This window comes from Streptomyces sp. G5(2025), from assembly GCF_049542075.1.
Classification (GTDB): domain Bacteria; phylum Actinomycetota; class Actinomycetes; order Streptomycetales; family Streptomycetaceae; genus Streptomyces.
The window spans coordinates 3,128,145-3,150,197 of sequence record NZ_JBMUZT010000006.1; the positions used below are offsets into that span (position 1 = coordinate 3,128,145).

17 protein-coding genes, 1 pseudogene and 1 riboswitch are annotated in these 22,053 nt (G+C 72.5%); of the genes and pseudogenes, 4 read left to right on the plus strand and 14 right to left on the minus strand.

Features of this window, described 5'->3' with window-relative positions; translation table 11 throughout:
- Window positions 1-20: 20 nt before the first annotated feature.
- From eno to ACOBQB_RS24960, 9 genes are all read right to left on the minus strand, one after another.
- On the minus strand, window positions 21-1,310 hold the full coding sequence (gene eno / locus ACOBQB_RS24920) for a phosphopyruvate hydratase (RefSeq protein ID WP_423594396.1): 1,290 nt from the start codon (window positions 1,308-1,310) through the stop codon (window positions 21-23).
- A gap of 329 nt (window positions 1,311-1,639) precedes the next feature.
- Window positions 1,640-2,365, minus strand: coding sequence for a transglycosylase family protein (locus ACOBQB_RS24925; RefSeq protein WP_423594398.1), 726 nt, complete (start codon window positions 2,363-2,365; stop codon window positions 1,640-1,642).
- A gap of 4 nt (window positions 2,366-2,369) precedes the next feature.
- A riboswitch (cyclic di-AMP (ydaO/yuaA leader) is annotated at window positions 2,370-2,556 on the minus strand.
- Between the two features lie 184 nt (window positions 2,557-2,740).
- Complete coding sequence (locus tag ACOBQB_RS24930; RefSeq protein WP_423594400.1) at window positions 2,741-3,868, minus strand: transglycosylase family protein; 1,128 nt, start codon at window positions 3,866-3,868, stop codon at window positions 2,741-2,743.
- A 117-nt stretch (window positions 3,869-3,985) separates the two neighbouring features.
- Window positions 3,986-5,344: a cytochrome P450 family protein gene (locus tag ACOBQB_RS24935; RefSeq protein WP_423594402.1), complete on the minus strand. Its 1,359-nt coding sequence runs from the start codon at window positions 5,342-5,344 to the stop codon at window positions 3,986-3,988.
- Between the two features lie 172 nt (window positions 5,345-5,516).
- Entirely contained in the window at window positions 5,517-6,515 is a 999-nt protein-coding gene (locus tag ACOBQB_RS24940) for a nucleoside triphosphate pyrophosphohydrolase (RefSeq protein WP_423594404.1), read from the minus strand.
- 31 nt (window positions 6,516-6,546) lie between these two features.
- Complete coding sequence (locus ACOBQB_RS24945; protein ID WP_423594406.1) at window positions 6,547-7,224, minus strand: SurA N-terminal domain-containing protein; 678 nt, start codon at window positions 7,222-7,224, stop codon at window positions 6,547-6,549.
- A gap of 151 nt (window positions 7,225-7,375) precedes the next feature.
- Window positions 7,376-8,947, minus strand: a complete 1,572-nt coding sequence (locus ACOBQB_RS24950) for a protein kinase domain-containing protein (RefSeq protein WP_423594408.1) — start codon at window positions 8,945-8,947, stop codon at window positions 7,376-7,378.
- A 2-nt stretch (window positions 8,948-8,949) separates the two neighbouring features.
- Window positions 8,950-9,492: a hypothetical protein gene (locus ACOBQB_RS24955; RefSeq protein ID WP_423594410.1), complete on the minus strand. Its 543-nt coding sequence runs from the start codon at window positions 9,490-9,492 to the stop codon at window positions 8,950-8,952.
- A gap of 162 nt (window positions 9,493-9,654) precedes the next feature.
- Window positions 9,655-11,814 carry an N-6 DNA methylase gene (locus ACOBQB_RS24960; protein ID WP_423594412.1) on the minus strand — a complete coding sequence of 720 codons (2,160 nt, stop codon included), beginning with the start codon at window positions 11,812-11,814 and terminating at the stop codon, window positions 9,655-9,657.
- A gap of 153 nt (window positions 11,815-11,967) precedes the next feature.
- On the opposite strand from ACOBQB_RS24960, the gene ACOBQB_RS24965 reads away from it, so the two are divergent.
- Window positions 11,968-12,714 carry a hypothetical protein gene (locus ACOBQB_RS24965; RefSeq protein WP_423598740.1) on the plus strand — a complete coding sequence of 249 codons (747 nt, stop codon included), beginning with the start codon at window positions 11,968-11,970 and terminating at the stop codon, window positions 12,712-12,714.
- Between the two features lie 21 nt (window positions 12,715-12,735).
- Here the strand turns inward: ACOBQB_RS24965 and ACOBQB_RS24970 are convergent, their stop codons facing one another.
- The 4 genes and pseudogenes from ACOBQB_RS24970 to ACOBQB_RS24985 all read right to left on the minus strand — a co-directional run.
- A complete protein-coding gene (locus ACOBQB_RS24970; RefSeq protein ID WP_423594414.1) occupies window positions 12,736-13,518 on the minus strand; it encodes an N-acetyltransferase in 783 nt (260 codons plus the stop codon).
- A gap of 200 nt (window positions 13,519-13,718) precedes the next feature.
- Window positions 13,719-14,474 carry an HNH endonuclease family protein gene (locus tag ACOBQB_RS24975; RefSeq protein WP_423594416.1) on the minus strand — a complete coding sequence of 252 codons (756 nt, stop codon included), beginning with the start codon at window positions 14,472-14,474 and terminating at the stop codon, window positions 13,719-13,721.
- On the minus strand, window positions 14,471-14,824 hold the full coding sequence (locus ACOBQB_RS24980; RefSeq protein ID WP_423598742.1) for an MOSC domain-containing protein: 354 nt from the start codon (window positions 14,822-14,824) through the stop codon (window positions 14,471-14,473). Before ACOBQB_RS24980 ends, ACOBQB_RS24975 begins: the two co-directional genes overlap by 4 nt.
- A 167-nt stretch (window positions 14,825-14,991) precedes the next feature.
- Window positions 14,992-15,138, minus strand: a pseudogene (locus tag ACOBQB_RS24985) (MOSC domain-containing protein); the annotation flags it as partial.
- 185 nt (window positions 15,139-15,323) lie between these two features.
- Here ACOBQB_RS24985 and ACOBQB_RS24990 point away from each other — a divergent pair.
- A complete protein-coding gene (locus ACOBQB_RS24990) occupies window positions 15,324-15,737 on the plus strand; it encodes a hypothetical protein (protein WP_423594418.1) in 414 nt (137 codons plus the stop codon).
- 113 nt (window positions 15,738-15,850) lie between these two features.
- Window positions 15,851-16,306, plus strand: a complete 456-nt coding sequence (locus tag ACOBQB_RS24995; protein WP_423594420.1) for a nuclear transport factor 2 family protein — start codon at window positions 15,851-15,853, stop codon at window positions 16,304-16,306.
- Window positions 16,307-16,315: 9 nt separating this feature from the next.
- Here ACOBQB_RS24995 and mfd read toward each other — a convergent pair whose 3' ends face one another.
- Window positions 16,316-19,846, minus strand: coding sequence for a transcription-repair coupling factor (gene mfd / locus ACOBQB_RS25000; protein ID WP_423594422.1), 3,531 nt, complete (start codon window positions 19,844-19,846; stop codon window positions 16,316-16,318).
- A gap of 681 nt (window positions 19,847-20,527) precedes the next feature.
- Between mfd and ACOBQB_RS25005 the strand changes: the two genes are divergently transcribed.
- Window positions 20,528-21,982, plus strand: coding sequence for a DUF2079 domain-containing protein (locus ACOBQB_RS25005; RefSeq protein WP_423594424.1), 1,455 nt, complete (start codon window positions 20,528-20,530; stop codon window positions 21,980-21,982).
- Window positions 21,983-22,053: the final 71 nt, after the last annotated feature.

Here is a 22,053-nt window from a genome sequence, read left to right on the forward strand (position 1 = left end):
ACAGCTCAGCCCTTGCTGTGCTACTGGTTCGCGGAGCGAAACCGCGGGAACGCGCTGCGGCCTGCGTAGACCGCCGCGTCGTCGAGGATCTCCTCGATGCGCAGGAGCTGGTTGTACTTGGCGACGCGCTCGGAGCGGGCCGGGGCGCCGGTCTTGATCTGGCCGCAGTTGGTGGCGACGGCGAGGTCGGCGATGGTGACGTCCTCGGTCTCACCGGAGCGGTGCGACATCATGCACTTGAAGCCGTTGCGCTGGGCCATCTCGACGGCGTCCAGGGTCTCGGTCAGCGAACCGATCTGGTTGACCTTGACGAGCAGGGCGTTCGCGGAGTTCTCCTCGATGCCGCGGGCCAGGCGCTCCGGGTTGGTGACGAACAGGTCGTCGCCGACGAGCTGCACCTTGTCGCCGAGCTTCTCGGTGATGGCGTTCCAGCCGGCCCAGTCGTCCTCGAACAGCGGGTCCTCGATGGAGACGAGCGGGTACGAGGCGACGAGCTCCGCGTAGTACTCGGTCATCTCGGCGGCCGTGCGGGACGCGCCCTCGAACTGGTACGTGCCGTCCTTGTAGAACTCGGACGCGGCGACGTCGAGGGCGAGCGCGATCTGCTCGCCGGGGACGTAGCCGGCCTCCTTGACGGCCTCAAGGATGAGGTCCAGGGCGGCGCGGTTGGAGTCGAGGTTCGGGGCGAAGCCGCCCTCGTCGCCGAGGCCGGTGGCCAGGCCCTTGCTCTTCAGGACCTTCTTCAGCGTGTGGTAGACCTCGGTGCCCCAGCGCAGCGCCTCGGAGAACGACTCGGCGCCGATCGGCGCGATCATGAACTCCTGGATGTCGACGTTGGAGTCGGCGTGCGACCCGCCGTTGAGGATGTTCATCATCGGGACGGGCAGCAGGTGCGCGTTCGGACCGCCGAGGTAGCGGAACAGCGGCAGGTCGCTGGCCTCGGAGGCGGCGTGCGCGACGGCGAGCGAGACGCCGAGGATGGCGTTGGCGCCGAGGGAGCCCTTGTTGTCGGTGGCGTCCAGGTCGAACATCGCCTGGTCGATCAGGCGCTGCTCGGTGGCGTCGTAGCCGACGAGCTCCGGGCCGATCTGCTCGATGACGGCGAGGACGGCCTTCTCGACACCCTTGCCCTGGTAACGGTTGGGGTCACCGTCACGGAGTTCGATGGCCTCGAAGGCACCGGTGGAGGCACCGGACGGGACGGCGGCACGACCGGTGCTGCCATCGTCGAGGCCGACCTCGACCTCGACCGTGGGGTTGCCTCGGGAGTCCAGGATTTCCCGGGCTACGACGACGTCGATGGACGGCACGAGCATCTCCTTCTGGGAGTGTGACGCGTAAACACGATTACGCCGGGCCGCTTCGGCCCTGCGTCTCCTGAGCCTAACCGGCCCGGAGCCTTCGGCCAGCCGACCGCCCGCCCCCTGGGACACGCGAGGCCCCAAATGGCTGGGAAACAGGGCGTAAGCCCACGTTTTCTACTCGCTGGTAGCGAACAAGGGGACCGAGCGGGGTGCGGACATGGCCCCGCCCCGGTGCGTACGGGGGATATGCGCACCGGGGCGGGGAGCCCGTGGGGACGGGGAGCGCGGCCGTGCTTCCGCCGAGGCACGGCCGCTTCTTCGGGAGGGAGCCGGGGTCAGCTCAGGTGGAGCTGCTGGCCCGGGTAGATGAAGTCGGCGTTGTCGATGATGTCGCCGTTGAGCTTGTAGACCTTCTGCCAGCCGCCCTTGACGTCGTGCGCCTCAGCGATCTTGGACAGCGTGTCGCCGGTCTTGACCTTGTACTCGCCGTCGCCCTTCTCGACCGTCTTGCCGGTCGGCGTCTCGACGGTCTTCTTGGACTCGGTCTGCGGCGCGGGCTGCGGCTTCGGAGCCTGCTGCGGGGCCGCCTGCTGCTGCGGGGCGGCCTGCTGCTGCGTCTGCTGCGGCTTCGGGGCCTGCTGCGTCTGCTGCTGCGGGGCCTGCTGCTGCGGGGCGCCACCGTTGTACGCGGCACCCGAGAGGCCGACGCCACAGTGCGGCCAGGCACCCTTGCCCTGGCCGGCGAGGACCTTCTCGGCGATCGCGATCTGCTGGGCCTTGGAGGCCTTGTCCGCGGTGGGCGCGTACTTCGTGCCGCCGTACGCGGCCCAGGTGGAGGGCGAGAACTGCAGGCCGCCCTGGTAGCCGTTGCCGGTGTTGATCGACCAGTTGCCGCCGGACTCGCACTGGGCGACGGCGTCCCACTCAGCGCCGGTGGCCGCGGAGGCCGAACCGGCGGCCATCAGCGGGGCGGCCACGGCGGCACCGGTGACACCGGCGAGCGTGACGACACGGGTGGCCTTGGACGGACGACGGTGCTTGCCCTTGCTGGAAAACAGCATGAGTTCATCCCCTCACCGACGCCTGCGAGGTGAGCTGTCGGGTTCGGGCCAGTGAAGTTGCCCGGCCGCACTTCTTGAGTGCGACTTCACCCCTAGCCGGTCCCGTACGTCCCGCTCCTCCTCGGAGCTCGACGTCCGGACCCGGCGGCTTACCTTGGGTCCCCCGCTCCTGCCTACGGCGCTCGAAGCGACGACTGTTCCCGTCCGGCCGTTGGCAGGATTCGGCGTACCGACCGGCGGGGCCCACCAATGGCGGGCGGTGACGACGGTAATCACGCGATCCCCGGAATTTCAAAGGCGATCAGGGCTTCTGAGACCCATCTCTCACTCGCACCAATACGGACATACAGCGCGAAGCGACCAGTAGACGGTTCGTCAATTACCCTTACTTTTCGCCCAAATCGAGGCTCTGACCGGGGAGAATGAGGTCCGGGTCGGCTCCGACGGTCTTCTTGTTCTCGGTGTAGAGCTCGTGCCAACCGCCCTCGACGTCCAGGTCGTCCGCGATGGCCGACAGGTTGTCACCGGAGCGGACCGTGTACGTCCCGTCCGCGACCTTCCCGGTGCGCTCGGCACCACGCGAGGCGTGCCGGCCCGCACGGTCGCCGCCGCTGCCGCCCTCGCTGCCGGAGGAGGGGTTCTCGTCCGCGCGGTCGCCGCGGTGGCGGCCGGGGGCGGAGTCGCCGGAGGGGGCGGCCGGGTCGTCGGACCCGGGGAAGTGTTGTCCGTCCGACCGGACTTGCCGGTGCGGTCCGCTCCGGCCTCGCCGTTGTCGCCCTTGCCTCCCTTGCCTCCCTTGTCGTGATTCTTGTCTCGGGAGGTGTCGTGCGAACCGGGCGTGTCGTTGCTCGCGCCGTCGGAGGAGGCAGGGGCTTCTGACGTGTCGTCGGAGGCCTTGCCGGAGGACTTGTCGGTGTTCTTGCCCGTGCCGTTGCCGGAGCCCTTGTCGGCGTCCTTGGCGGAGTCCTTGGCGGCGTCCTTGGCGGCGTCCTTGGCGGCGTCCTTGTTGGTGTTCTCGTCCGCCTTCTTGCCCTTGGACTCCTTGGGCCCCGTCGGACCGTTCGTGTCCGACGGGTCGGCGGGCTCCGGGGCGACCGGGTCGCCCGGGTCGACGTCGGCCGCCGCACCGCCATCGGTGAGCCCGGCGATCGGGGCGCAGCTCGGCCAGGCTCCCGGGCCCTGCCCGTCGAGGATCCGCTCGGCCACGGCGATCTGCTGGGACTTGGAGGCCTGGTCGGCGCTCGGCGCGTAGTCGAGGCCGCCGTGCTTCTCCCACATCTCCTCGGAGAGCTGGAGTCCTCCGTAATAACCGTTCCCGGGGTTGGCGCTCCACGCGCCGCCGCTCTCGCACTCGGCGAGCTTGTCCCACGTGACCGTCTCGGCGGCGCTCGCGCTGGTGGCTCCGAGCAGCGGGATGGCGATGGCGGATCCGGTGACTCCTGCCGCGACGATGAGGGCCGGGGCCTGGCGGGGGCGTCGGTGACGACCATTGCCGGAGAGCATGCGGTTGCCTTTCAGGAGACTGTTACGGCGACTTGGGCACCGGGTGCCCGAGTCGACGTGAACGTAGCCGCACTCGAACGCTTGTCACAAGTCGATGCAGCGGAGATCACGCGAACATCACAGTTGTGACGCCTCGTCAGGAGGCTGGTGTTCCGGTGCCGTTTTCTGTGCGTCTGTGAACTTCACCGGCAGCGTGCGCAGTCCCCGCATGATCAGCCCGCCACGCCACCGCAAATCCGCCGGATCGGCCGCCAGTTGCAGCTCGGGCAGGCGCCTGAGCAGCGTCGCGAGGGCGGTCCGGCCTTCCAGGCGGGCGAGCGGGGCGCCGAGGCAGTAGTGGATTCCGTGGCCGTAGCCGAGGTGCTGGTTGTCGCCGCGGGAGAGGTCCAGGGTGTCGGGCCGCTCGAAGCGTTCGGGATCGCGGTCGGCGGCGGCGAGAACGACGAGGACGGGGTCGCCCACAGCGATCCGCTGTCCGCCGATGGTCAGCTCCTCGGTGGCGAACCGCCAGGTGGCCAGCTCCACGGGGCCGTCGAAGCGGAGCAGTTCCTCGACGCCGGTCTCCAGCAGGCCCATGTCGCCCCGCGCCAGCGCCTCCTGTAGCCGTGCGCGCTGCTCGGGGTGGGTGAGGAGGGCGTACATGCCGTTGCCGATGAGATTGACGGTGGTCTCGAAGCCGGCGAAGAGGAGGATGAAGGCCATGGCGGCGGCCTCGTTCTCCGTGAGGTGCTCGCCGTGGTCGGAGGCGCGGATGAGGCCGGAGATGAGGTCGTCGCCGGGGTCGAGGCGCTTGCGGTGGATCAGCTCGGCGAGGTAGCCGCGCATCTTCTTCACGGAGCGGGCGACGCCGCCGCGGGGTCCACCGCCGTGTCGGATCATCATGCCCGCCCAGTCCCGGAAGTCGTCCTGGTCCTCGCGGGGGACGCCGAGCAGGTCGCAGATGGCGTAGATGGGGAGCGGGAAGGCGAACTCGTGGATGAGGTCGGCCTCGCCCTTCGCCACGAAGGCGTCGATGAGGTCGTCCGTCAGCTCCTGCACGCGCGGTGCGAACTCGGCGACTCGGCGCGGGGTGAACGCCTTCGACACGAGGAGCCGCAGGCGGGTGTGGTCCGGCGGGTCGATGTTGAGCAGATGTGTCATCAGCTCGGCCTTGCGCTCGCCGGGGATGCCGGTCTTGCCCTTGGCGTGGGCGGGCTCGTCGTGGTGGGCCGGGTTCTTGCTGAGCCGCTGGTCGGCGAGTGCCTGCCGCGCGTCCGCGTAGCGGGTGACCAGCCAGGCCTCGACGCCGCTGGGCAGCGTGGTTCTGTGTACCGGGGAGTTCTCGCGCAGCCAGGCGTAGACGGGGTAAGGATCGGTGGCGAACTCCCAGGTGAAGAGGTCGGGCTGCGGGGTTTTGGGCGGGGCGGGGGTGCCTGCGGCGGGCGGTACGGGGCTCTTGGTGGCGGGCGGGGTGGGGTGCGGGTGCTGGTCGTGCATGAGGTGACCGTAACCGGCGGCGGGTGGTGGCGAGGGCGGGCTGCCGGTGCCTGGTGGGCTTCGGCCGCCCGCGCCCCTCCCTCGCCTGCGGCGGGCCCTTCCGCCTGCGCGTCTGCCCGGCCCTCGCCCGGCGAGTGCGCGTCGTGGTTGCTCGCGCTGTTTCCCGCGTCCCTTAAGCGGTGGCTTCGGCCATCCGTACCGCGTCGCGGTAGGCCCGCGCGGCGGCGCGCAGCGCCGCCTCCGGGTCGACGCCCTGTGCCTCCGCCCGTAGGGCCAGGGCGAGGAGTTCGTAGCCCGCGCCCTCCCCCGACGGCATCTCCACCTCAAGGCCCGCCGTCCGGACGCGCGAGGCCAGCTTCGCGGTCAGGGCCAGGGCCGGCTGGCCGAGGGGGATGCCCTCCGTCACCGATGAGCGCTGTTTCTCCACCGCCTTCGTGCGGAGCCAGTGCGCCTTCACGTCCTCCGGGGTGTCCGCCGAGTCGTCGCCGAAAACGTGCGGGTGGCGGTGGATGAGCTTGTCGACGATGCCGCCCGCGACGTCGTCGATGGAGAACGGCTCGTCCTCCTCGCCGGGGCCGCCCTCCTCCGCGATCCGCGCGTGGAAGACGACTTGGAGCAGCACGTCGCCGAGTTCCTCCCGCAGCTCCTCCCGGTCACCGTCCTCGATCGCCTCGACCAGTTCGTACGCCTCCTCGATCGCGTACTTGGCCAGGCCCTTGTGCGTCTGCCGCGACGACCACGGGCACGCGACGCGGATCCGGTCCATGACCTGCACCAGGTCGAGCAGGCGCGCGCCCGGCAGGTCGTAGGAGGCGGGGAGCAGCTCCAGGTCCGGCATCGCGACGCGGCCCGAGCCGGCGAGGCGGGCCAGGCCGTCGGTGAGGGGGCGGTCGCCCTCGGCGGTGGCGACGACCACGACCGTGCGGCCGCCCGCGCAGGCGTCCACCAGCTCCTCGGCGCTCGGCGACGCGTGCGTCACGGTCACGCCCGCCTCGCGCAGGTACGGCAGCTGCGGGTGACCGGCGTCGGCGCACAGCACCTCGTCGGCGCCGCGCAGGGCCTGCCAGGCGGGCCAGGACAGGAGGCCGGGCGCGACGCGGTGGCTGGTGGTCAGCAGGACGACGCGGCCGGTGGACGCGTCGGCCGGGGGCTGGGTCTCGGTGTCGTTCACCTCTCGAACGTAACCCAGCCCGCGGCTACGCCTACGCCTGCGGTTCCTGCGACCCCTGAGCGGAGCCCCCGCCCTCGGTGACCTCCCGCACCCACGGCGTCTTCGCGTCCACCCGCTTGTTCTTGTCGACGTCCCACGTGCCGTAGCGCGGGTTCAGGTCGACGTCGAGCTTCTTGGAGGCCGCGGTGAGGGCCTTCCAGAAGAGCGCCTGGCCCTCGGGCGACTGCATGTCCGCGCCGAGCTTCTTCGCGAGCTTCTGCGCCTCGATCTCCGTGCGCAGGCTGTCGTCGAGGCGGGCCGGGGCGACGCCGTACTGCTGGAGCCAGCCCTGTTCCAGCGCCTTCCTGCCGCCCGCCTGCTGCTCCAGGCCCGCCCGCATCCGCTGGATGTCGCGGCGCGTCACGCTCACCCCGGCGTCGGCGGCCGCGCGGTGCAGGACCTTGTCGAGCACCATCGTGTGCAGCGTGCTGCGGGTGAGGCCGCCGGACTTGGCGATGGCCTGCTCGTACTGCGTGTCGTCGGGGACGGCGGCCCGCTGCGCGTCGCGCACCTCGTTCACCCGGCTCTCCAGCTGCGCGACCGTGATGCGGTCGCCGCCGACCACGGCCGCGGCGCCGGGATGCGCCTCGCTGCCGCAGGCGGTGAGGAGGGGGGCCGCGACGAGCGCGGCGGTGGAGAGGGCGAGCGCGGTGCGACGACGGCGGTGCAAGTGGGCCTCCCGTTGGAGATTGTGCGGCGGTGCACAAAGTCTTGCGGTGATCGATGGTAGGCAGTGGCCGTCTTCTCGGCCAGCTATTCGGCAGCTATTCGACCAACGATTTCCCGGGAGTTGGGGCACCCTCCGCCCCGCCGTACGAGCGTCAGCCGCGCACCTGTCCGAGCCACAGCAAGGTCCGCCGGATCTCCGCGGGGAACGGGTGGCCCGGCCCGTGCAGCAGCTCCGCGTCATGCAGGAGGCGCGCCAGGGTGTCGTGGGCGGCGGGCCGGTCGCCGAGGGCCAGCAGCAGGTGGCCGATGCGGCGGCGGATCTCCAGGGACTGGCGGCGGTCGTCCGTCGCGTACTGGTTCTCGTAATAGGGGAGCAGCGCGCGGTACTCGGCGAGGGCCGCGGCCGGTTCGCCGAGCTGCTCCAGGCACTGCGCGGCCTCGTAGCGGAACTGGAGGGAGTGCGGGTCGGCGTGGCCGGACTCGGCGGCCCGCTCGTCGGCGAGGCGCCGCAGCTCGGGCAGGGCACGGCGGTACTGCCCGTCGTCCATGAGGGTGGCCGCGTACTGCTTGCGCAGGGTGCGTACGACGGGTGAGTGCTCGCCGTGCTGGGCGGCGGCGGTCGGCAGGATCGCGCCGAGGATGTCCACGGCCTGGGTGATGCGGCCCTCGCCGAGGAGGCGCCGGACGTCCTCCACGGCCCGGGCGACGTCCTGCCGCGGCGGCGAACCGGGCGGCCCGGGCGGCCGCGACGGCATGTCGGGGGCGGGCGCGGGCGTCGCGGCGCGGTCCGGCCAGGGCGCGAGCGGCCGCAGGAAGGGCCGGGTGGGGTCGAGCGGGCGGCCGGAGGGGATGCCGCGGGCGGGCAGCAGCGGCGCCAGTTCCTCGTAGACGTGCTGGGCGCTGGCGGGGCGGTGCTGGGGGTCCTTGGCGAGCAGGCGCAGGACCAGGGACTCCAGGGTCTCGGGCACCTCGGGGCGCAGCCGGCGGACCGGCAGCGGCGGCTCGTACAGGTGGCGGTGCAGCACGCCGAGGGCGGTGGAGCCGGAGAACGGCACGTCGCCGCTGAGCAGTTCGTGCATCAGCACGCCGAGGGCGTAGAGGTCGGTGTACGGGCCGACCGCGCCGCCCATCGCCTGCTCCGGGGCCATGTACGCGGGGCTGCCGATCGGTGAGCCGGTGTGGGTGAGGCGGGTGGTGTCGGTGTCCATCACGGAGGCGATGCCGAGGTCGAGGACGCTGATCGTGCCGTCCTGCTTCACCATCACGTTCCGCGGCTTGAGGTCGCGGTGGACGATCGGCACGGCGTGCACCGCGGAGAGCACGGCGCACAGCTGCGCGGCGACGGCGACGGTCCACTGCCAGGGGTAGGGGTCGTGCTCGGCGAGGTGGTCGCCGAGGTCGGCGCCGTCGACGTACTGCATGACGAGGAAGAGGGCCCCGTCCTCGGAGGGCTCGCTGCCCGCGTCGTGGACGGTGACGAGGCCGGGGTGGTCGACCTGCGCGGTGACACGGCACTCGCGCACGAAGCGGCGGCGCAGCTCCTCGGCCTCGGCGCCCGCGACGCGGTCGGGGCGCAAGAGCTTCACGGCGACACGGCGGTCCAGGCGCTGGTCGTACGCCGTCCAGACCTGGCCCATGCCGCCCTGGCCGATGAGGGTGGACAGTTCATAGCGGCCTGCGACGACCCGGCTGCCCCGGCCGCCGGTCCCGGTGCCCTGTGCCACGGTCAGTTGCCGCCCTGCTGCTTGCGCAGGTAGTCGCTCAGCTCGTCGAGCTCGGCGCGGACCTGGTGGATGCGGGCGGGTGCGGGGGGCGCGGGCGTGGTCTCCTGGACGGGCGGCGGCCCTGACGGACAGCCGTACGCGGGCTGTGCCGCGGGCGGCGCCGGAGGCGGGGCGTAGGCGGTGAACGCCGGCTGCCGGAGGCGGCTGAAGTGGCGTATGTCCGCGAACAGGTAGTAGGCGACGGCGGCCATCAGCGTGCAGAGCAGGATCACCATGCCCGTGTTGCCCGGGCCCTGGAACTCCTCCTCGCCGGGGTCCACCCCGATCAGCACGAGCCCGGTGACGTCGAGCGCCGTCACGAGGGCGAAGACGACCCAGTCGTACGCCTTGCGGGTCGCGATCACGAGCCGCAGCAGCGGAGCCCACGCGAGCAGGCCGCAGGTCACGACGGCGAGCACTACGAACAGCACGCGCAGCGTCACCGGTGAACCCCCGGCCGGGGGCGGCGGTTGCTGCGGCGCGTAGCCGTGGCCGTGGCCGTGCATGGCTGCTCCTGGTACCTGAAAGACGAACGAGGACGAAGAACGAAGAACGAAGGACGGACGGACGACGCATCCGGATCGAGCGTATAGGCCGACACCGGGGAGCGGTCCCGGGTTGTACCGAACCGTTGTCGTACTGGTCACGGCGGTGCGGCGGGAAGCGCCTCACTCCGCCGGAAGCGTGCCCTCCGTCAGTCCGTCGTGCATGCCGCGCACCAGCCGCTCGCCGAGCCGGCCCGCGAGGCGCAAGGCGTCCTCGAAGGCGGCCAGTTCCCGGAACCGCTCGCTGTAGCCGCGCTGCCCGGCCAGCGGCAGGCGGGGCAGCCGGAGGCGGCGGACGTCGAGCCGGGCGGCGGTGGAGGCGTAACTGCTGGCCCGGCGGTGGCCCGCGGTGCCGCGCAGGAAGCCGGCGAGGAACCACGGGTCGAGCGCGGCCGGGTCGGGGCGCAGCAGGGCGAGGCCGCGGCCGAGCGCGGCGCCCGCGGTGGACTCGTCGACGACGCGGGCCGCGGCCCCGCCGCCGAAGACGGGGACGATGACGTCGCCGGGCTCGGTGCGTACGACCGTGTCGTCCGGGGTGGCCTCGTGGGGGGTGCCGGAGGGCGCGCCGCCGGTCAGGACGTCGTGGTCGGTGAGGACGGGGACGCCGCCGCTCCCGGCGCCGGTCCCGGTGTGCAGGGTCAGGGCGCCCGCGCGGGCCAGTTCGCCGACGGTGGTCAGCGGCGGCCGGGCCGCGGCCGCGGGGTCGGCGGGGCCGTCCGGGGCAAGAGGCGGGGGCAGGGTCAGGGGCGGGGTCAGGTCCGCGGCCCGGCGCAGCGCCTCGCCGAGGCTCGTGCGCACGGTGGCCAGCTCGGTGGTGCCGCTGCCCGCGGCTGGGGGCGGCAGCCGCCGGGCCGGGGCCAGGTCGACCTCGTCGTCGAGGAGTTCGAGCACCGGCACCGAGCGGGCGAGGCCGGGGCGCTCCTCGACCGTGCCGTGCCGGTCGAAGCGGTGCCAGGCGTCGAGCACGGCGTCCTGCACGGCGGGCCACAGCTGTTTGTCGCGGCCGTCGGCGTCGGGCACCCCGGCCGCCTCCACGAGGAGCAGCTCGGGGGCGGGCCGCACGGCCGGGCCCGGCCTGCGCACCACCCAGACGTGCAGCGGGAGGTTGTACGGCGGCGCCGCCCCGGCCGGCAGCGCGATGACCGCGCGCAGCGCCCCGCGCCGCAGCAGGTCGGCCCGGATGCGGCGGCCCGAGCGGCGGGATGCGGCGGCGGGCGGCATCAGCAGGACGGCGGTGCCGCCGTCGACGAGGCGGGCCAACGCGTGCTGCACCCAGGCCAGTTCGGACTCGGCGCGGGCCGGGAAGCCGTACTCCCAGCGGGTGTCGTAGGCCAGTTCGTCGTGGCCCCAGTTGCGTTCGTTGAACGGAGGGTGGCAGAGCACGACATCGGCCCTGCGGTCGTCGTAGGCGTCGGCGCGCAGGGTGTCGGCGGCCATCGTGCGGACGGTCGCGTCGGAGTGCAGGGCGAGGCGCAGCGCGGTGAGGGCGGCCAGTTCGGGCGCGCTGTCCTGGCCGTACAGGTACTGGTCGGGGCGCGGCGCGACGGCGCGGAGCAGGGCGCCGGTGCCGCAGGCGGGGTCGAGGACGGTACGCGGCTGGGGCGTGCTCGCGGCGGGTTCGGCCGTGCTCGCGGCGAGTCCGGCCATGAGCGCGGCGGGTCCGGCCGGGGTCAGCGTGTACTGGCGGGGGTTGGCGTCGGTCTGCCGGCCGAGCAGGAACTCGTACGTGCCCCGGGCGCCGAGCTCGGCCGCCAGCTCGGCGACGCCGCGCAACAGCGGGACGGAGGGCAGGAGTTCGGCGGGCTCGGGGACGCGCACGGCTCTCTCGCGCCGGGCCCCGAACCGCGAGGCCACGACGGATTCGAGTTCGCCGGGCAGGAGCCGGGCCAGCCGTTCGTCCGAGGCGGCGCTGAGCGCGAGCCAGGCCGGTGGCCGGTCACGGACCAGGAGCAGGGCGCAGCCGGCGTGCAGGAGGGCGGTGACGGGCCCGGCGGGGTGCCCGGCGAGCTGCTGCCACACGCGCTCACGCAACGGGACCTCGACGAGTTTGCCCTGGGCGCGCAGCCAGCGTTCGACCTCGGCGAGCGCGAAGGAGGGGCTGGTCTCCGTACCGCCCACGGGTTTGGGGAAGTCGCCGTGTCTGCGGCGCCAGTTGCTGACGGCGGCGCGTCCCACCCCGGCCAGCCGGGCGATTCCGGCGGCGGTCACCTCGGTCGCGTCGTCCCGCGGCTTCATGCAGCAGCTCCCCTCGTCGCGCGGGGTCAGTCGCGCGCGGTCGAGCATACCCAGATGATCACCTGATCACCGGCACGAACGGCTTCACGCCTGTTGATCCACAGTCCACACTGTCTCATGTTGACTCGGTTCACAGAAATCTGTTGTGATGTCGCCATCAACCGACTTCCCGGGGGGATTCCCATGCGTCACCACCTGCGCCTGCGCCGTACCGCCATCGCCGCCGTCTGCCTCGCCACCGCCGCCACCGCCGGTCTCACGGCCTGCGGCAGCGACACCGACAAGGCCGACAAGGCCGGTAAGGCGGCGGGGCCCTTCGCGAACATGTCCGGCGGCGAGATCGCCGACAAGGCCGTCAAGGCGACCTCGGGCGCCAAGTCGCTCAGCATCAAGGGCGAGGTCACGGACGAGGCGTCCGGTCTGATCTCCCTGGACATGGCCGTGGACACCAAGGGCAAGTGCGCGGGCACGATGGGAATGAACAAAGAGGGCTCGGTCGAACTGATCGTCCCGGGCAAGACCGTCTACATGAAGTACGACGAGAAGCTCCTGCGCGCCCAGACCAAGGGGGAGCCCGAGGCCGACGTACAGGCCGCGGTGGACATGATGGCCGACCGCTGGGTGAAGACGAAGGCGACGAGCGCCGACGCCAAGGAGATCGCCGGGTTCTGCGACCTCGACGTCCTGCTCGCCGACTTCAAGGACGTCCACTCCGCGGCCCGCAAGGGCGGGACGACCAAGGTCGACGGCACCCCCGCGATCAAGCTCATGGAGAGCGACGGCAAGACGAAGTACACGCTGTACGTCGCCACCGAGGGCAAGCCGTACCTGCTGAAGGTCGACACCAAGACCGGCGGGAAGGTGGAGTCCCTGTCCTTCGGCGACTACGAGAAGCCGGTGAAGACGACGCCGCCGACCGGCGACGTCCTCGACCTCGACAAGCTCTGAGTCATAGCCGGTAACGGCGTGTCACAGGGCGTGCCGAACCCACACGTTCGGCTCGACGTACACGCCGTAGCCGCGCTCCGGCTCGCAGTGCACCGGCACCAGCGCGCCCGGCACCTCGACGGGCCCCTCCTTGTCGAAGGGCAGCCCGGTCCACTCGCGCCACTGCGCGATCGACCCGGACACCGTCATGGAGGCGTGCGCGACCTTCTCGATGACGCCGCCCGCGCGCACGTGCACCCGCAGCCACGGGTCGTGGGGCAGGCCGTCCTCGCGCGTGCGGTGGGCGTACTCGTCGATGGGCGTCGCCGGTTCGAGATGCTTGGCGTTGGGGCGCACGGGCGCGACGACCTCGCGGAAGCCGCGGGTGCGGGCGTTGTCCCGCATCGCGGCGAGCATCCGCCCGGAGACGCCCCTGCCGCGCGCCGCCTCGTCGACGGTTATCTCTATGGCGCTCACCGTGTCCGCCGCCTTGCCGTGCCGCAGGTCGGAGAAGGCCCACAGCAGGACCTGGTCCCAGCCGCCGTCGGGCAGTTCGGCCTCGCCGCGGGCGCGTAGGGCGAGCGGCACGCTGAAGGCTCGGGCGACGACCTTGCCGTCCCCTTTGCCCTTGCCGTTCCCCTCCCCCCTGCCGTTGTCCTCGTCCGTGGCGACGAGGACGTACTCGGGGAGGTCCGCGACGATGCGGCCGATCAGTGACCAGCCGACCGGGTCGTGGAGGATGAACTCCGGCCAGTCCTCCGCCATGTTCCAGAGAGGGCCGGCGAGTTCGGGGCGCTCGGCGAGGGTCGTGATCTTGAGGTTCATGCGTCCGCACGGTACGCGTCCCGCGGGGTGGGCGGTATCCAGTTCCGGTGGGTGGCCGCGGGGTGGCCTCGGGTGCCGTCCGCGGGGTGGCGGCCAGTCGCCGACTGCGGGTTCGTCGTGGCTGGTCGCGCAGTTCCCCGCGCCCCTTCAGGGCCCTTCAGGGCCACTTCAGGGCCACTTCAAGGGCTGCCGCTCAAGGGTCAGCGGGCGTGGAAGCGGGGCGGTGCCGTCGTCGGGGCCGTTCCGGTCGGGAGTTTCTGGGCCGGGCAGGTCGACAGCACCCTCCTCATCGCGTCCCGCTCCGCCGCCGTCACCCATACCCCGTACTTCTTCTTCACCGCGACCTGCCCGGCCACATACGCGCAGCGGTAGGCCTTGCGCGGCGGCAGCCAGGTCGCGGTGTCGCCGTCGCCCTTGCTGCGGTTGGGACCGGCGTCGACGGCGACGAGGTTGAGCGGGTCGTTGGCGAAGGCGATGCGTTTGCTCGGCGCCCAGCGGGCCGCGCCCTTCTGCCAGGCGTCCGAGAGGGCGACGAGATGGTCGATGTCGACCTGGCTGCGGCCGCGCCGGAACGTCACGTCCTTGCCGGTGTAGGGGTCGGGCGCGAGCCTGCCCGAGATGACCCTGCACTCCTCACCCTCACGTGAGCGTGAGCTCTGATACGTGACATCCCTCAGGTCCCGCTTGAGTATGTCGTCCCTGGTGGGGCAGCCGTTGGAGTCCGTGTCGGCCCACGCACTGCCGAACCGGCCCCGGTCGTAACCCGTCTTGGGCGCGCGGCCCTTGACCGTGAGCGTGTCGACGGCCGCCGACGCGGAACCCGCCCGCGCGTCGGACCCGGCGGCGCCACTGCCGTCCTTGCCGCCGCCCCGCTGACCGGCGCCGAGATCGCAGCCGGTGAGCAGCGCGGGGACGGTGACCAGCGCGAGCAGGGCCGATGTGGTGCGCCGGTTCACCGGACGGCCACCGTGTCGCCGAGGGCGAGCGGCGCGGGCGTCACGACGTCCGTGTGAATGCCGGCGCACATGTCGCGGGCGGCGGTGAGCGTCTTGAGGACGCGGTTGTCCACGGGGAGGCCGGGCTGGGCCTGGGTGACCATGACGCAGCGCTTGACGCGCTTGATGCCGCGCAGCCGGAGCGGGGTCGTGCCGTGTCCGCCGCCGAGGACGATCTCGCGGCCGATCCAGTCCTCCTCGATCCAGGGTTCGTCGGTCTCCACGACGATGTTCTTGCGCAACCGCCGTACGTCGACGGGGCCGGCGTCACCGAGCAGGTCGCCGAGCGCGCGCAGCGAGGCGGTGCCGATGAGGGAGACGGGGAGACGTCCTTGTGGCTCTCCGGGCCGCCCTCGCCCTCCCGGACCAGTTCGACGCCGTCGCCGAAGCGCTCGGGGACGCGCGGGTCGCCGGGGCGCAGCGTCGCGCCGTCCGGTGCGGTGATGACGGGCAGGCCGTCCTCGTCGTACGCCGCGTAGTGCTCAAGCAGCCCCGGGACGCGGCGGAAGCGCTGGTTGTTCTTGCCGCTGCCCAGCTTGCCGTCGGCGTGGCGCAGGGCCCACAGGCGGTCACCGACGGCGCCCCCGGTGTCGAACTCCAGCCGGTCGTGCTCCTCGCCGAGCATCGATTTCACCGGGTACCGGCGCAGACCCACGACCTTGAGCGTCACTGCGCTCTCCCCTCCCCTGGGCGGAACTTGGCGCCCTCCACGGTAGCCGCCGCGTGATCGGGGCCGCTGCTGGCTCCACCACCCGGAACGGCGGCACGGAAGCCGTAATATCTGCTGATCAATCACGCTACGGGAGATCCATGCACAAGCGCCTGCCCCGACTCGCCCTCCTGCTCACCGCCGTCGTGATCGGCGCCACGGGGTGCGGCTCGTCCGACACCTCCGCCACACCGCCCGGCCACGCGTCGACGGCGGCGAGCAAGCCGGCGGCGGCGAGCGCCTCTCCCAGCCCCCGGGGAAAGGGACTGAAGGGCGCGGCGGCCGCCTTCTACCTGAAGACGCTGCGCAAGCACTACCCGGACCTCGACCACATCGGTGACGCCGCGCTCGTGGCGGAGGGCGACGCGCTGTGCACCGTCCGGGGCGCCGCCCTCGGCGAGCAGTTCACGAAGTCCACGCGCCGGCTCGGCACGACCAAGAAGCAGACCTCCCGCATCATGGGCGTCGCGCACGGCCTGTGCCGGGACGAGGACGAGCAACTGTTCAAGGACTGACCCGGCTCCCCAGAAGGCGGGGGCCGCGGGGATTACCTCGGTGGTAATCGACCGTCCTCCCGCTCCCCGGCAGGATCTGGCCCATCAGCCGAGTCCGGAGCCGAGGAGCACCCATGACCGCCCAGCACGCCGCCACCGCCCAGCCCGACACCACCGGCACCGCCGCGCACACCCGCGCCGTCGTGCGGGAGTTCCTCGCGGCCCGCCTGGCCGGGGACACCGCGCGGATGGTGGAGCTCTTCGCCGACGACGTCGACTGGATGCTCGCGGAGAACCCCCGCGTGCCGTGGATACGGCCGCGCTCCACCGGCGCCGAATGCGCCGCCCAGTCCGCGGAGCTGGCCGCCCACACCGTCGCCGAGGACGCCCGCGCCTCGCTCGACACCTTCCTGGTCGACGGTGCCGTCGCCGTCCTGATGGGCCACCTGTCCGGCACCGTGCGGGCCACGGGCAAGTCCTTCGAGGGGCCCTTCGCGCTGCGGCTCACCGTGGCGGACGGCCGGATCACCCGCCACCACCTCTACGAGAACAGCCTCTCGATGGCCGAGGCCTGCACCGCCACCCCCTGAGCCCTGCCGCTACGACCCGAGGATCGACGTCAGGAACTCCCCGACCCAGCCGAGGAGATCCCGGCCGACCAGCGGCTTGCCGCCGACCTTCGCGGTCTTGGGGCGCGGCACCAGGATCTGCTGGGCGTTCGCCTTGATGACCGTCCCGGGGTAGAGCCGCTTGAGCCGCAGCTCCTGCGACTCCCGCAACTCCACAGGCGCGAAGCGGATGTTGGTGCCCTGGAGGACGACCTCGCCGACCCCGCAGGCCCGCGCCAGCATCCGCAGCCCCGCGACCAGCAGCAGGTTCTCCACCGGCTCCGGCAGCTTGCCGTAGCGGTCGGTGAGTTCCTCGCGTACGGCCCTGATGTCCTCCTCCGTGTTCGCGGAGGCGATGGCGCGGTAGGCCTGGAGGCGCAGCCGCTCGCCGGGGGCGTAGTCGTGCGGGACGTGCGCGTCCACCGGCAGCTCGATCTTGACCTCCAGCGGCGGCTCCTCCTCCACGCCGCCCTCCAGCGACGCCCGGTAGTCGGCCACGGCCTCGCCGACCATCCGTACGTACAGGTCGAAGCCGACGCCCGCGATGTGCCCGGACTGCTCGCCGCCCAGCAGGTTTCCGGCGCCGCGGATCTCCAGGTCCTTCATCGCCACATACATGCCCGCGCCCATCTCGGTGTGCTGGGCGATGGTCGCGAGCCGCTCGTGGGCGGTCTCGGTGAGCGGCTTCTCCGGCGGGTAGAGGAAGTAGGCGTAGCCGCGGTCGCGGCCACGGCCGACGCGGCCGCGCAGCTGGTGGAGCTGGGAGAGGCCGAAGTTGTCGCCGCGCTCCACGATCAGCGTGTTGGCGTTGGAGATGTCGATGCCGGACTCGACGATGGTCGTCGAGACGAGCACGTCGAACTTCTTCTCCCAGAAGTCCACCACGACCTGTTCCAGGGCCTGTTCGGACATCTGGCCGTGGGCGATCGCGATGCGCGCCTCGGGGATGATGTCCCGCAGCCGCGCCGCCGCGCGGTCGATCGACTCGACGCGGTTGTGGATGTAGAAGACCTGGCCCTCGCGCAGCAGTTCACGGCGGACCGCCGCGCCGATCTGCTTCTCCTCGTACGGGCCGACGAAGGTGAGGACCGGGTGGCGCTCCTCGGGCGGCGTGGTGATCGTGGACATCTCGCGGATGCCGGTGACGGCCATTTCGAGCGTACGGGGGATGGGGGTCGCGGACATGGTCAGCACGTCGACGTTGGCCCGGAGCTTCTTCAGCTGCTCCTTGTGCTCGACGCCGAAGCGCTGCTCCTCGTCGACGATGACCAGGCCCAGGTCCTTGAACTTGGTCTCGGAGGAGAAGAGGCGGTGCGTGCCGATGACGATGTCCACCGAGCCGTCCCGCAGCCCTTCGAGGGTCGCCTTGGACTCGGTCTCCGTCTGGAAGCGGCTGAGCGCCTTGACGCTGACCGGGAACTGCGAGTACCGCTCCGAGAACGTGCCGAAGTGCTGCTGCACCAGGAGCGTGGTGGGCACGAGGACGGCGACCTGCTTGCCGTCCTGCACCGCCTTGAAGGCGGCGCGGACCGCGATCTCCGTCTTGCCGTAGCCGACGTCGCCGCAGATCAGGCGGTCCATCGGGACCGTCTTCTCCATGTCCTCCTTGACCTCGGCGATCGTGGTGAGCTGGTCGGGCGTCTCCGCGTACGGGAAGGCGTCCTCCAGCTCGCGCTGCCAGGGCGTGTCGGGGGCGAAGGCGTGGCCGGGGGCGGCCATGCGGGCGGAGTACAGCTTGATGAGGTCGGCGGCGATCTCCTTGACCGCCTTCTTCGCGCGCGCCTTGGTCTTCGTCCAGTCGGCGCCGCCCAGGCGGTGCAGGGTGGGGGCCTCGCCGCCGACGTACTTGGTGATCTGCTCCAGCTGGTCGGTGGGGATGTAGAGGCGGTCGCCGGGCTGGCCGCGCTTGGCGGGGGCGTACTCCACGACGAGGTACTCGCGGGTGGCGCCCTGGACGGTGCGCTGCACCATCTCGATGTAGCGGCCCACGCCGTGCTGCTCGTGGACGATGTAGTCGCCGGCCTCCAGGGTCAGCGGGTCGATCGTCTTGCGGCGGCGCGCGGGCATGCGCTGGCCGTCCTTGCCGGCGGCCTTCTGCCCCGAGAGGTCGGTCTCGGTGAGGACGGCGAGCTTCAGCGCGGGGTCGACGAAGCCGTAGTCGATCGAGCCGCAGGAGACGTGCACCAGCGACGGCGTCAGCTCGGTCAGGTCGCCGTCAAGGCGGGCCGCGATGCCCTCGCCGCCGAGGACTTCGACGGTACGGGCGGCGGGGCCGTGGCCCTCGGTGACGTACACCGTGCGCCAGCCGTCGGCGAGCCAGCCCTTGGTGTCCGCGAGGGCCTTCGCGGTGTCGCCGCGGTAGGACTCCGGGGCGTGCATGCCGAGCTTGAGCGTGTCGGCGTCCAGCTCCTCGTCGGCGGCGAAGGGGCTCACCGACCACCACATCATGCCCAGGTCGCGCGCGTGGTCGCGGACGTCCGCGATGCCCCACAGGGACGCCGCGCCCACGTCGATCGGGGCGTCGCCGCCGCCGGCCGTCGCCGCCCAGCTGGCCTGGAGGAACTCCTGCGACGTCGCCACCAGGTCCGCCGCGCGCGTGCGCACCCGCTCCGGGTCGCAGACCACCGCCATGCTGTTCTTCGGCATGACGTCGAGCAGCAGCTCCATGTCGTCCACCAGGACCGGCGCGAGGGACTCCATGCCCTCGACCGCGATACCCTCGGCGATCTTGCCGAGCAGCTCGCCCAGCTCCGGGTGCTGCTCGGCGAGGGCCGCCGCCCGCTGCCGTACGTCGTCGGTGAGCAGCAGCTCGCGGCAGGGTGGCGCCCACAGGCCGTGCTCGGCGACCTCAAGGGAGCGCTGGTCGGCGACCTTGAAGTAGCGGATCTCCTCGACGTCGTCGCCCCAGAACTCCACGCGCAGCGGGTGCTCCTCGGTCGGCGGGAACACGTCGAGGATGCCGCCGCGCACGGCGAACTCACCGCGCTTCTCGACCAGTTCCACCCGGGAGTACGCGGCTGCCGCGAGCGCCTCGACGACCGCGTTCAGGTCGGTGGTCTCACCGGAGCGCAAGGCCACCGGCTCCAGGTCGCCCAGGCCCTTGACCTGCGGCTGGAGCACGGAGCGGACCGGCGCGACGACGACGGAGACCGGGCCGGTCTCGGGGTCGTCCGGGCGGGGGTGCGCGAGGCGCCGCAGCACGGCGAGGCGGCGGCCGACCGTGTCGGAGCGGGGCGAGAGGCGCTCGTGCGGGAGGGTCTCCCAGGACGGGTAGTCCACGACGCCGTCCGGCGGCAGGATCGTGCGCAGCGCCGCGGCCAGGTCCTCCGCCTCGCGGCCCGTGGCTGTCACGGCCAGGACGGGGCGGCCGGACTCGCGGGCCAGCGCCGCCACCACGAAGGGGCGCGCGGCGGGCGGGCCGACCAGGTCGACGTGGGTGCGGTTGCCGTCGGCGGCGGCCTTGACCGCCTCGGCGAGTGCCGAGTCCTTGACGACAGCGTCGAGCAGACCGTGCAGGCTCATGGAAGGCTTTCCGTCCAGGTACCGGTACCGGGGGTGACCGGAGTGGGTGGGCAACGCGAACTGCCCGGCACGTCGCACGGGCCGGGGCCCTCCAGCGTACGACTCCGGACCGCCCACCGCGGCTCACCCGGCCCGGAGCCCGCAGCCGCCGGGCCCCGGGCCGCCGGGCTCAGGGACCACCGGCCCGGGGGCCACCCGGCGCGGGGGCCAACCGGCCCGGGGGGCCCAGCCTGCACGGGGAGCCGACCGGCACGGGGTTGCCCGGCTCAGGGGCCAACCGGCACGGGGGCAGTCCGGCTCAGGGACCCAGCCGGCACTAGGCTGCTCAGCACGGCTACCAACCGGCACGTGAGCCACCCGGCACACGGGCCACCCGACTCAGGGACCACCCGCCCCGGGGGCCACCCGACTCAGGGACCACCCAGCACACAGGCCACCCAGCCCGGGGGCCACCCAGCACGCGAGCCCCCTCAACGCGGGCCGCCCGGAACCCGGGCCCCCGGCACTGGGCCCGCCGGCACGGGGCCCGCCCGGTGAGTCCGGGGCCGTGCTGGCGCACAATGTTCCGGAAACGGGGTAAGCCTCCCGCCACGCGGCTTCGCCCCGGGCCCCGCTCCTCACACGCCGGAGGGGCTGATCTTGAGGCCGGCCCTTGCCTCTCTCCGACCAGAAAGCCACCCCATGCCCGGAGCCAAGCCCGACGCCCCCGCCCTGGAGCGCGGCGAGGAGCTCATACCGCCGCGGGACCAGACCCCGGCCGCCCCTCGCCCGGGCCGCCGCGGCGTCTGGGACCGCGTCCCCTATCTCCTCGCGGCGGCGCTGTTCCTCGCCTACGCCGTGCTGTCCGTCAGCCGGTACCGCCGTATGGAGAGCCGTTCCTGGGACCTCGGGATCTTCGAGCAGGCCGTGCGGGCCTACGCCCACCTCCAGGTGCCGGTCGCCGACCTCAAGGGGCCCGGCGCCAACATCCTCGGCGACCACTTCAGCCCCGTCACGGCGCTCCTCGCGCCCGCCTACCGCCTCTTCCCCTCCCCCGTCACGCTGCTCGTCGCGCAGGCCCTGCTCTTCGCCGTCTCCGCGATCCCCGTCACGCGCGCCGCGACCCGGCTCCTTGGGCGCGCCTCGGGCCTCGCGGTGGGCATCGCCTACGGACTGTCCTGGGGCATCCAGCGCGCCGCCGACTTCGACTTCCACGAGATCTGCTTCGCCGTACCGCTGATCGCGTTCTCCCTGGAGGCCCTGCTGCGGCAACGGTGGCGGGCCGCGCTGCTGTGGGCGCTGCCGCTGGTCCTCGTCAAGGAGGACCTGGGCGTGACGCTCACCGCCATCGCCCTGGTGGTGGCGATCCGGGCCCGCCGCGGAAACCCGAAGGCCGTGCCCTACGCGCTGGGCGTCGCCGCGTTCGGGGCCGTCGCCACCGTCGTCACGCTCACCCTGATCATCCCGGTCTTCAACTCGGTGGGCGCGTACGACTACTGGGACAAGGTCGGCGAGGGCGGCGCGGCCGCCGGGGCGTTCGGCGGGCTCGACACCAAGGTGCGGACCCTCGCCTGGCTGCTGATCCCCACCACCGGGCTGCTCGCCCTGCGCTCGCCGCTGCTGATCGTCGCGCTGCCCACCCTCGGCTGGCGCTTCCTGTCCGCCGACGACCACTACTGGGGCACCGACTGGCACTACAGCGCCGTCCTGATGCCGGTGGTCATGCTGGCCCTCGTCGACGCCGTCGCCATCTTCCGCCGCGCCGGGCGGCCGTGGCTGCGCGAGTACGCCGACCGGCTGCCGGCCTGCGCGGCCGCCGCCGCGCTGGCCCTGACGACCTCCCTGCCCCTCGCGGGCCTCACCGAGTCGGCGACGTACGAGAAGAGCGGGCGGGTCGAGGCGGTGGAGCGGATGCTGGAGCGGGTACCGGACGGCGCCACCGTCGAGGCGAACATAGGGCCCATCAGCCGGCTCACCTCCCGCGCCCGCGTCTTCTGGGTGGGCGCGGCCCGCCCGGTCGTCCCGAAGTACGTCGCCCTCGACATCCGCTCCGGCTGGACGAAGGACCCCGTCGCGTACGCGGAGAAGCTGCACCCGGGTGTGCAGTACGTCGCCGAGGACACCGCCTACGGCTTCGTGCTGCTGCGTCGGGCCTGAGACGGCGGGCGGCGGACGGCGGACGGCCCCGGCGGACGCGCGTGACGCGTGCCCGCCGGGGCCGTCTTCCC